Origin of the sequence: Donghicola mangrovi (assembly GCF_013377535.1) — a bacterium.
Taxonomy (GTDB): Bacteria; Pseudomonadota; Alphaproteobacteria; order Rhodobacterales; family Rhodobacteraceae; genus Donghicola; species Donghicola mangrovi.
In genome coordinates, this window is the sequence record NZ_JABCJE010000007.1 from 38,127 (window position 1) to 48,051 (window position 9,925).

Here is a 9,925-nt window from a genome sequence, read left to right on the forward strand (position 1 = left end):
AATTCCTGTAGGTCAAACAATCCAGCCGACCCTAGCAGCGCACCTGTGACGGGCAAGTGTCAGACGATCACGACCACGACAGCCAGCAGAACCATGCCCACCCAAGCACGCCACAGCGCACCGCACGCCGCGTTGATCTGCGCGGGGCCGGGGGTGCGGTCGCCTGCGGGATGGACCCACGGGAAATCCAGCATCTGCCCGTGATAGGCGCGGGGGCCGGACAGGGCCACGTTCAAAACGCGGGCCATGGCGCTTTCGGGCCAGCCGGCGTTGGGGGAACGGTGCTGGCGGGCCTCGGTCGGCAGGCCGCGCCACAGGTCGGGGCGACCATGGGTCAGCAGGATCAGCACGGCGGAAAGGCGCGCGGGGATCCAGTTCAGTACATCGTCCAGACGGGCCGCAGCCCAGCCGAACTGTTCGTGTCGCGGGGTGCGGTGGCCGATCATGCTGTCGCCGGTGTTGACCAGCTTGTAGATGACGATGCCTGGCAGCCCTCCGATCAGGAACCAGAAGGCGGGGGCGATCACACCGTCGCTGAAATTCTCGGCGGCGGATTCGATGGCGGCGCGGGCGACGGCAGGCTCGTCCAGAGTGGCGGTGTCGCGGCCCACGATCATCGACACGGCGCGGCGGCCGCGAGTGATCGATTGGGTCAGGCCGGTGGCAACCTCGGCCACGTGATCGACCAACGATTTCTGGGCCAGCAGGATGGCGGCCCCGATGATCTGGGCAATCCAGCCAAGGCTGGACAGCGCCACGGCAATCGCGCCCCAGAACAGGATCAGCAGCCCAAGGGCGATAACGCCCTTCTGCCGCTTGTTGTCGCCGGTGTTAAAGCGTTTGTCGGCCCAATCAATGGTGCGGCCCATCAGGACGGCGGGGTGGGGCAGGCGGTTCCACAGGGCCTCAGGCTCGCCAAAGACGGCGTCGAGGATCATCGCAACGATCAGGGCGGCTGCGGTCATAGGGCGGCCTCGAACTGGTCCCAGCGGTCGGGGGCGGGCAGGCCAAGGCGGATCCACGTTTTCGAATAGGGGAAGATGCGGGACCAGACGTGACCTTGGGCCAGCTTGTCCTGCCATGCGGCGGCGTCCTCGACCTCATAGAGGCGGAACAGGGGCGTGCCCCCCACGGCGCGGGCCCCGAGGGGTTCGACCATCTCGTCCATACGGTTCGCATCGGCACTAAGGCGCAGGCGGGTCTGGTTGGCCCAAGCGATGTCGGTCAGGGCGCGGGCGCCGATCGTCAGCGCAGGGCCGGACACCGCCCAAGGGCCGATCATGTCGCGCATACGGGCGATCAGTTCGGGTTGGCCGATCAGAAAGCCAAGGCGCGCACCGGCCAGACCCCAGAACTTGCCAAAGGATTTCAGCACCAGAACGTTCGGCTGGGCCGCCAGTTGGATCATGCTGGCCGCAGGGCAGATGTCGCAAAAGCTTTCGTCGATGATCGTCAGGGGGGCGGTCATGTCGGCGGGGTGATAGACGCGGCCATCGGGGTTGTTCGGGTGCACAACCACCAGCGCGTCGGTCCCTGCGTCGCTTACCGTCCAGCCGCAGGCGCGAAAGGCGGCAGCGTGCTCGTTATAGGTGGGCGCGGGGATGCGGACGGTGCCCGCTGGGGCCAGCGCCGGAATGCGCGCGATCAGGCTGGAGGCCCCCGGCGCGGCCAGAATTTGCGCGCTGTCGGGGACGTTCCAGAACTGGCGTGCGGCGTCGGTCAGAGCGTTCTGGGCGTTCTTGTCGGGCAGGGCGTTCCATGCGTCTGCCGAAATCTCGCCCACGGGAAAGGGCACCGGATTGATACCCGTAGACAGGTCGAGCCAACCATCGCGGGTGCCGCCGTACTTGGCGACTGCCGCGTCGATTCCGCCCCCGTGATCCCTGACTTCAGGTTGCATGCCCGATACCTCCCTATCGAAGGCGCAGGTTGCCGATTGAGCGACCTAGGGCAAGCACAAATTAGCCGCGATTGTGAGGTGCGTCGAAATCCAGCACCGGATTGATCGGGATGATCCGGTTCGGGTTAATCGTATCATGGCTGTAGTGGTAGTGCCGGACGATGTGATCCAGATTGACCGTCGGCGCGACACCGGGGCGCTGGTACAGTTCGCGCACATAGGCCCACATGTTGGGGTAGTCGATGATCCGCTTGCGGTTGCACTTGAAGTGCTGGTGATAGACCGAGTCGAACCGCACCAGCGTGGTGAACAGGCGCCAGTCAGCCTCGGTCAAAGTGTCGCCGGTCAGGTAGCGGTTCGCGCTGAGGATCTGCTCGATCCAGTCCAGACTGTCGAACAGAGGATGCACAGCCTCGTCATAGGCGTCTTGGGTGGTGGCGAAACCGGCCTTGTAGACGCCGTTATTGACGGTGTCGTAGATGCGGGTGTTCAGGGTCTCGATCTGGTCGCGCAGGGCAACGGGCCAGTAATCGTCGGTGTTGCCGGTCAGATCGTCGAAGGCGCTGTTGAACATGCGAATGATCTCGGCGCTTTCGTTGGAGACGATGGTGTTCGTTTCCTTGTCAAAGAGCACCGGCACCGTGACGCGGCCCGACATGTCGGGTTTCACGCTGGTATAGACCTCGTGCATGAAGTCCTTGCCCAAGAGCGTGTCCCCCGTCGCCCCCGGATAATCGGTTCCAAAGGTCCAGCCATCCCCAAGCATCTCGGGGTGGACGACGCTTATGCTGATATGGGGCTCCAGCCCCTTGATCGCGCGGAAGATCAGCGTGCGGTGCGCCCAAGGGCAGGCATAGGAGACATAGAGATGGTAGCGTCCGCTTTCAGCCTTGTACCCGCCGATGCCCGAAGGACCGGCGCTGCCGTCAGCGGTGACCCAGTTGCGGAACTTGGCCTGATCGCGAACGAATTTACCGCCGCTTTCTTTGGTGTCGTACCATTTGTCGTGCCATTTGCCGTCGATCAGCAGTCCCATGGGGGCCTCGTGTATTGCCTAAGTTCTCATCATCTGTCTGGGCAGAACCTAGGGTGATCACGGGCCTGTGCACAGTCTTAGCTTCGCGCAGGATCACTGCACATGCGCACAGAAGGCGGTTTTCAGACGGTTTCGGCGGGCTCTGACTGGTAGGCCATGATGCGGGGCAGGTTGCCTTCGATCCAGTCGGCAAGGGCGCGGACATGCTCGGCCACTTCCTCGCCCATGGGTGTCAGGGTGTAGTCGACGCGGGGCGGCACCTCTTGGTGATCGTGGCGCAGGACAAAGCCGTCTTCCTCCAGCAATTGCAGGGTCTGGGCCAGCATCCGGTCGCTGACACCGCCAATCAGTCGGCGCAGCTCGGCGAACCGTTTGGTGCCCCCCTGAAGGGCGATAAGAACCAGCACGCCCCAGCGGCTGGTGACGTGTTTCAGGATATCGCGGGACGGGCAGGTGCTGGCCAGCACATTGCCGCGCAGGGCACCGCTGTGGATCGCTTCGCTGAGGGTGGTCATGGGGCCTCCGGTGAAAAAGTTCATACTAACATTTATGTACGTACTTACGAAATACAAGTGCTATGTCTAGGTTCCCCTCAATCGAAACACCATTGAGGATTTTACCATGACCATCGCAATCACCGGCGCCACTGGACAACTGGGCCGCATTGTTATCGAACAGCTAAAGGCCGTTGTGCCCGCCGATCAGATCGTCGCACTGGTCCGCTCGCCCGAGAAAGCCGCCGATCTGGGCGTCGAGGCTCGCGCCTTTGACTATGACGCGCCCGAGACGCTGGTGCCTGCGCTGGCGGGCGTGGACAAGCTGCTGCTGATTTCGGGCAGTGATCTGGGTAAACGCGTGGCGCAGCACACCGCCGTGATCGCCGCCGCCAAAGAGGCGGGCGTGGGATTCATCGCCTATACCAGCCTGCTGCACGCTGACACCAACACCCTGTCGCTGGCCCCCGAACATGTGGGCACCGAGCAGGCACTGGCAGCATCGGGCATCCCCCACACCCTGCTGCGCAACGGCTGGTACACCGAGAACTACACCATGAGCCTGCCTGCTGCCGTCCAGCACAACGCCCTGATCGGGTCCGCTGGCGAAGGCCGGATTTCGTCGGCCTCTCGTGCCGATTACGCAGCTGCAGCAGTTGCAGTTCTGTCAACCGAAGGCCACGGGGGCAAGACCTATGAGCTATCGGGCGATTCGGACTACTCCCTGTCCGAATTGGCAGCCGAGGTCTCGAAACAGACCGGCAAGGACATCCCCTATGTGAACCTGCCCGAGGCCGATTATACCGCCGCGTTGGTACAGGCCGGACTGCCCGAAGGGTTCGCCGCAGCACTGGCCAGCTTTGACGTCGAGGCATCGAAGGGAGCCCTGTATGACAAGGGCAAAACCCTGTCTGACTTGATCGGCCGACCCACCACGCCGCTGTCCGAAGTGGTCGCGGCAGCGTTAAGCTAAACCACGGGAACCGGCGATTGGCATGCGCGTTGCACGACTGCTGCAACGCGCTACGTTCGTCGGAGTTTCCTTTGGTAAACTTGACGTTAGCGTTGTGCGTGTCATCCTTGGCATGAGGACGGAGGAAAACATGTCAACGTTTTTGCCAAAAGATGTGGAAGACGGGCTTAGGGATGCGATTATTGCAAACCAACGTCGTACAAGTCGTCTGCGGGTCGAAGTGAACGGCCAAAGCTATGCGGTGCTGCGGATGTGGCGGAACGGGTTCTCGGTTGCGGCCGTGGATGCGCCCCGTCTGCGCGGTCTGGTCGACATCTTCGAGGGGGCTAACCACCTGTCTCAGGCGCTGGTCGTCGCGTCCGAAGTGGCGGGCGACGAGATGCATTATGAGTTCAAGCGCAGCACGCTGGCGTCCGACAAAGCGCCCGTGGATTTCGCGCGCGATCCCAACGCACCGGCTGGGTTGCTGCCCCGCCTCTAACGGGGCAGCCCATTGATCACTGAAGGTCGCTAAAGGCGGCTTTCAAACGCTCTGCCGCCTCGGCCACACGGGCACGGGGGGTGGCAAAATTGAACCGCATAAAGGTCTCGCCACCTTTGCCAAAGGTTTCGCCGTGGTTGGCGGCGATGCGGGCGTCCTGTTCGATGCGCTTCTTGTACTCGGGGCCGGACATGCCGGTGTCTGCGAAATCCACCCACGCCAGATAGGTCGATTGCATCGGCATCGAGGTGACGCCGGGGATGGAATTCAGCGCCTCGTCCAGCAGGCGGCGGTTTCCGTCCAGATACTCGACCAAGGCATCCACCCACGCCGCGCCCTCGGGGCTGTAGGCGGCGGTGGTCATCTCCAGACCGAACGAGTTGCCGGAAATCCCGAGCGCCATCATGCGAGCACTGAACTTGGCGCGCAGGGCGTCGTCGGGGATGATCACGTTGCCGGTGTGGCTGCCCGCGATGTTAAAGGTCTTGGTCGTGGCGGTCATCATCACCAGACGGTCCATGATGTCGGGCGTCGCCACAGCCATGACGTGGTGCTTGTTGCCCGGCATGACCAGATCGTGATGAATTTCGTCGGACACAAGGATCAGGTCGTGGCGCTTGGCAAATTCGGCCACGCCCCTCAGTTCGTCCAGGGTCCAGACGCGGCCGCCGGGGTTATGGGGCGAGCACAGGATCACCATCTTTTCGGTGCCGGTCATCTGCGCGTCATAGGCATCGAAGTCCATCTTGTAGATGCCGTCCTCAATCACCAGCGGGCATTCGACCACCTCGCGGCCCGCCGCGCGGATGGTGCGGGCAAAGGCGTGGTAAACGGGGGTGAACAGCACCACACCGTCGCCGGGGTTGGTGAACGCGTCCACACACAGGCCGGTGCCGTTCACCAGACCGTGGGCGGTCAGGATCGCTTTGGCGTCCACTTTCCAGCCGTGGCGGTTCTCCATCCACCACTGGATCGCGCCCTTGTAATCCTGATCCCCGCCGAAATAGCCGTAGACCCCGTGGGCGGTCATCTTTTCCAGCATCTCTTGCACGCAGGCGGGCGGGCGGAAGTCCATGTCCGCAACCCACATCGAAATCCCGTCCTTGGGGGATACGCCGTACAGGGGCTCCATCTGGTCCCATTTCGAGGAATGGGTGCCCACGCGGTCGATGATTTCGTCAAAATTCATGGGGTGCGTCCTTTTTTAACCGTGCGGTCAAGCTATCGGGCTATTTCTGCTGTGCAAGGGGCGTTGCGCGATCAGCCCGCATCGCCTAGATGAATTTTTATGATACGCCCCATTCTGATCCATCCCGACCCGCGCCTGAAAAAGGTTTGCACCCCTGTGGCTGATATCTCGGACGAGCTGCGCAAGCTGGCCGATGATATGCTGGAAACCATGTATGACGCCCCCGGCGTTGGCTTGGCCGCGCCGCAGATCGGCGATTTGCGCCGCCTGATCGTGATGGATTGCGTCAAGGACGAGGGCGCCCCCGCGCACCCCATGGTGATGTTCAACCCCGAGGTCATCCTGAACTCGGACGATCTGAACGTCTACGAAGAGGGCTGCCTGTCCATCCCCGAGCAATACGCCGAAGTGACCCGCCCCAAAGAGGTGCGCGTGCGCTGGTTGGACCGCGACGGGAACCTGCAGGAGCAGGATTTTGACGGGCTCTGGGCGACCTGTGTGCAGCACGAGATCGACCACCTGAACGGCAAGCTGTTCATTGATTATCTTGGCCCGATGAAGCGCCAGATGATCACTCGCAAATCCATGAAGCTGAAGAAAGAACGGGCCCGCTCGTGAGACGCAAGACTCTGCCCTATATGGACAAGCGCCTGCGCACCGTCGCCGCGCCTGTTGAGGCCATCACCGACGAGATCCGCGCAATCTGGCAGGACATGATCGACACCATGGAGGCGATGCCCGGAGTGGGCTTGGGCGCGAACCAGATCGGTGTCTTGCTGCGTTTGGCGGTTGTGGATGCTAGTGACGAGCGCGGTCAGGCGGTGCGGATGGCGAACCCTGAAATCCTGCACGCCTCGGTCAAACTGCGAGAGCACGAAGAGGCCAGCCCCCACCTGCCCGGCGTATCGGCCAAGATTGAACGTCCCCGAGCGGTGACCGTCCGGTTCATGGACGAGACTGGCGAAGTGGTGGAGCGTGATTTCGTTGGCCTCTGGGCGACGAGCGTGCAGCACCAGATCGACCACCTGAACGGCAAGCTCTACACCGACCACCTGTCCAAGGTGAAACGAGACATGCTGGTCCGCAAATCGAGGAAGTTCCAATGAAGGTTGTGTTCATGGGCACGCCCGATTTCTCGGTTCCGGTGCTGGATGCACTGGTCGAGGCGGGCCACGAGGTTGTTTGCGTCTACTGTCAGCCGCCCCGCCCCGCGGGCCGCGGCAAGAAGGATCGCCCAACCCCTGTCCATGCACGGGCCGAAGCTTTGGGCTTGCCCGTCCGCCATCCGGTCAGCCTGAAGGGCGCGGAAGAGCAGGCGGACTTTGCGGCGCTGAATGCGGATGTGGCGGTGGTCGTGGCCTATGGCCTGATCCTGCCCCAAGCGGTTCTGGATGCGCCCGCCAAGGGCTGCCTGAACATTCACGCGTCGCTTCTGCCGCGCTGGCGCGGGGCCGCGCCGATCCATCGCGCGATCATGTCGGGCGATGCGGCCACAGGCATCTGCATCATGCAGATGGAGGCGGGTCTGGACACCGGCCCCGTCCTCTTGCGCCGTGAAACCCCGATTGGCGAGACCGAGACCACCGATCAGCTGCACGACCGCCTGTCCACGATGGGCGCGGAGTGTATTGTTGAGGCTCTATCGACCCTCGATACCCTGACTCCCGAGGTGCAGCCCGAAGAGGGCGTGACCTATGCCCACAAAATCGACAAGGCCGAGGCCGCTGTCGATTGGGCCAAGCCTGCGATTGAGATCAGCCGCCAGATCCGCGGCCTTGCGACCTTTCCCGGCGCATGGACCGTGCACAAGGGCGAGCGGATCAAGCTCTTGGGCGCTGAACTGGCCGACGGGCAGGGCGCTGCGGGCACCGTGATCGGCCCGGCGCTGACGGTTGCTTGCCAGACGGGCGCTGTGCGCATCACCAAGGCCCAGCGGGCTGGCAAGGGCGCGCAGGACATTGACACATTCCTACGGGGCTGGCCCATTGAAACGGGCGAGGTTTTGGGTTCGGAGTAAGCGATGTTTCCCGTATTGATCGGCACTGTCGTGGTCGCAGGGATCGTGGGCTATGTGTCCGAACGCTCGGGTTTCACACGCAACGGCTATATCCCGTCCATCGTGATCTGCGTGGGCGGGGCGTTTCTGTTCTACTTTGTGACGATCATGTTCGGGATCGGCTTTGGCAGTCCGGGGCTGAACGCGATCGCGTCCTCGATCGGGGCGCTGATCATCGTGCCGACGCGGTACCGCAAGTAATCACTGTTTGGGGGGCTCGTGCCGGTAGTTCGGCAGCTTCCACCCGAACAGCAGACTGCCCCCGCGCAGGGCAAAGGTCACAGCCGCACCCGCCAGCAGATACACAGTGCTGTCCGCGATCACCAGCGCCAGCAGCGCCGAGGTCACCGATCCAGCCAGCGCGGCGGTGACATAGAATTCCCCGTGTCGCAGCACCAAGGGCACGTCGTTGCACACCACGTCCCGCATCAGCCCGCCGAAGCAGCCGGTGATCATGCCCATGATGGTGACGATCATCGGGCTCTGGCCCGTTTCGTGGGCCGCAGAAACCCCCGCCACTACAGCCGAGGACAGCGCCACTGCGTCCAGCCAGCGGATCGCTTTGTACCGGCTCTCTAGTCGCGGGGCGATCAGGAACACCAAAGCGGCGGCCAGCAAAGCGGCTAGAATAGAGTGCGGCTCGGCGATCCAGAACACGGGGTTCCGGTCCAACAGCAAATCCCGCAGGGTCCCGCCCCCGAGCGCCGTCAGACACGCCACAAAGCCGAACCCCACAGGGTCCAGCTGCTGGCGGCTGGCGACCAGTGCGCCCGACAGGGCGAACACGAACACCGAAGCCAGATCCAGCAGGTCCGTCGCAGTCATGACTTGAACGGGGCCATGCCTGCGCGCGCCAGTTCATCGGCGCGCTCGTTTTCGGGGTGGCCAGCGTGGCCCTTGACCCATTCCCACGTCACGTCGTGCCTCTGGCGGGCCTCGTCGAGGCGGCGCCAAAGGTCTTCGTTTTTCACGGGCTTCTTGGTGCTGGTTTTCCAGCCGTTCTTTTTCCAGCCATAGAGCCACTGGGTGATGCCGCCTTTGACATAGGCGCTGTCGGTCACCACGGTGATCTTGCTGGGGCGTTCCAATGTCTCAAGGGCGTGGATCGCTGCCAACAGTTCCATCCGGTTGTTGGTGGTGTCGGCCTCGCCGCCCTTGAGCTCCTTTTCCTTGACCACGTCTTCACCGACTTTGGCCTGTAACAGGGCGCCCCACCCTCCGGGTCCGGGGTTTCCGCTGCAAGCTCCGTCGGTGTAGGCGTATAGGTCAGGCAAAAGCTGTAATTCCCAGGCAGATGACAACAAGGATGGTCAGCATAACGCGCAGCTGAAGCCACCACTTCGGGTTCATACCCAGATAATTGTAATAGACGTCGAGCGCCAGTAGCGCGACGAACGCAACAATCAGGTTCACCGCCGAGGTAAAGGTGCCATCCCCCACCATGAAGAACACCCAGATGGTCGGCAGACAGGACAGGCCCAGACCATATGTGCGCAGGGTGTCATCCTCGACCGTCGCGGAAAAGCCCCACAGAATCCCCGAGATAAAGCAGGACACGATCAGGCCATAGGAAAGCTGGATGTACGGTGCCGACATCCGCGAGCCGAGGGTCATCAGGCTCCATTCGTTCAGTTCGGGGTACAGAATGCAGGCCGCCCCCCATGCGAACGGGATAACGCCGGCAAAGCCCAGAAACAAAGCGGGCAAAGGGATCTTGGTCATACTAACTCCAATCACTGATGGCCTTACGGCCTTTGAAATTAGTTCACCCCTTAATGACTCCCAAAAACTCCGCT

At 62.6% G+C, this 9,925-nt stretch carries 14 protein-coding genes; 6 read left to right on the forward strand and 8 right to left on the reverse strand.

The features are described 5' to 3' along the window. Window positions 1-59: 59 nt before the first annotated feature. The 4 genes from cbiB to HJ536_RS14085 form a co-directional block, all read right to left on the reverse strand. Window positions 60-965 (reverse strand): adenosylcobinamide-phosphate synthase CbiB, encoded by a 906-nt coding sequence (gene cbiB, locus HJ536_RS14070; protein WP_177158204.1) that lies wholly within the window; start codon window positions 963-965, stop codon window positions 60-62. After that, complete coding sequence (locus HJ536_RS14075) at window positions 962-1,900, reverse strand: threonine-phosphate decarboxylase (RefSeq protein ID WP_177158205.1); 939 nt, start codon at window positions 1,898-1,900, stop codon at window positions 962-964. The genes cbiB and HJ536_RS14075 overlap by 4 nt, the downstream gene beginning before the upstream one ends. A 61-nt stretch (window positions 1,901-1,961) precedes the next feature. Then, complete coding sequence (locus HJ536_RS14080) at window positions 1,962-2,936, reverse strand: glutathione S-transferase family protein (protein WP_177158206.1); 975 nt, start codon at window positions 2,934-2,936, stop codon at window positions 1,962-1,964. Window positions 2,937-3,058: 122 nt separating this feature from the next. After that, window positions 3,059-3,451 (reverse strand): winged helix-turn-helix transcriptional regulator, encoded by a 393-nt coding sequence (locus HJ536_RS14085; RefSeq protein WP_177158207.1) that lies wholly within the window; start codon window positions 3,449-3,451, stop codon window positions 3,059-3,061. A gap of 106 nt (window positions 3,452-3,557) precedes the next feature. Here HJ536_RS14085 and HJ536_RS14090 point away from each other — a divergent pair, with 106 nt between their 5' ends. Together HJ536_RS14090 and HJ536_RS14095 are read left to right on the forward strand one after the other, a co-directional pair. Next, window positions 3,558-4,403 carry an SDR family oxidoreductase gene (locus tag HJ536_RS14090; protein ID WP_177158208.1) on the forward strand — a complete coding sequence of 282 codons (846 nt, stop codon included), beginning with the start codon at window positions 3,558-3,560 and terminating at the stop codon, window positions 4,401-4,403. Between the two features lie 130 nt (window positions 4,404-4,533). Further along, window positions 4,534-4,884 carry a hypothetical protein gene (locus HJ536_RS14095; RefSeq protein ID WP_177158209.1) on the forward strand — a complete coding sequence of 117 codons (351 nt, stop codon included), beginning with the start codon at window positions 4,534-4,536 and terminating at the stop codon, window positions 4,882-4,884. 16 nt (window positions 4,885-4,900) lie between these two features. Here the strand turns inward: HJ536_RS14095 and HJ536_RS14100 are convergent, their stop codons facing one another. Next, window positions 4,901-6,073, reverse strand: coding sequence for a MalY/PatB family protein (locus HJ536_RS14100; protein ID WP_177158210.1), 1,173 nt, complete (start codon window positions 6,071-6,073; stop codon window positions 4,901-4,903). Between the two features lie 99 nt (window positions 6,074-6,172). Between HJ536_RS14100 and def (HJ536_RS14105) the strand changes: the two genes are divergently transcribed. The 4 genes from def (HJ536_RS14105) to HJ536_RS14120 are packed head-to-tail and all read left to right on the forward strand — an operon-like array spanning window position 6,173 to window position 8,330. Continuing rightward, complete coding sequence (gene def / locus HJ536_RS14105) at window positions 6,173-6,691, forward strand: peptide deformylase (RefSeq protein WP_176855418.1); 519 nt, start codon at window positions 6,173-6,175, stop codon at window positions 6,689-6,691. A gap of 20 nt (window positions 6,692-6,711) precedes the next feature. Continuing rightward, window positions 6,712-7,179 carry a peptide deformylase gene (def, locus tag HJ536_RS14110; RefSeq protein ID WP_177158286.1) on the forward strand — a complete coding sequence of 156 codons (468 nt, stop codon included), beginning with the start codon at window positions 6,712-6,714 and terminating at the stop codon, window positions 7,177-7,179. Continuing rightward, on the forward strand, window positions 7,176-8,090 hold the full coding sequence (fmt, locus tag HJ536_RS14115) for a methionyl-tRNA formyltransferase (RefSeq protein ID WP_177158211.1): 915 nt from the start codon (window positions 7,176-7,178) through the stop codon (window positions 8,088-8,090). Before def (HJ536_RS14110) ends, fmt begins: the two co-directional genes overlap by 4 nt. 3 nt (window positions 8,091-8,093) lie before the next feature. After that, window positions 8,094-8,330, forward strand: a complete 237-nt coding sequence (locus HJ536_RS14120; protein ID WP_177158212.1) for a hypothetical protein — start codon at window positions 8,094-8,096, stop codon at window positions 8,328-8,330. On the opposite strand, the gene HJ536_RS14125 is transcribed toward HJ536_RS14120, so the two are convergent. The 3 genes from HJ536_RS14125 to HJ536_RS14135 are packed head-to-tail and all read right to left on the reverse strand — an operon-like array spanning window position 8,331 to window position 9,851. Beyond that, window positions 8,331-8,954 carry a trimeric intracellular cation channel family protein gene (locus HJ536_RS14125; RefSeq protein WP_176855421.1) on the reverse strand — a complete coding sequence of 208 codons (624 nt, stop codon included), beginning with the start codon at window positions 8,952-8,954 and terminating at the stop codon, window positions 8,331-8,333. It abuts the gene before it with no gap. Further along, window positions 8,951-9,403: a ribonuclease HI gene (rnhA, locus tag HJ536_RS14130; protein WP_177158213.1), complete on the reverse strand. Its 453-nt coding sequence runs from the start codon at window positions 9,401-9,403 to the stop codon at window positions 8,951-8,953. The genes HJ536_RS14125 and rnhA overlap by 4 nt, the downstream gene beginning before the upstream one ends. Next, window positions 9,396-9,851: a DUF3429 domain-containing protein gene (locus HJ536_RS14135; protein WP_177158214.1), complete on the reverse strand. Its 456-nt coding sequence runs from the start codon at window positions 9,849-9,851 to the stop codon at window positions 9,396-9,398. The genes rnhA and HJ536_RS14135 overlap by 8 nt, the downstream gene beginning before the upstream one ends. Between the last annotated feature and the right edge of the window lie 74 nt (window positions 9,852-9,925).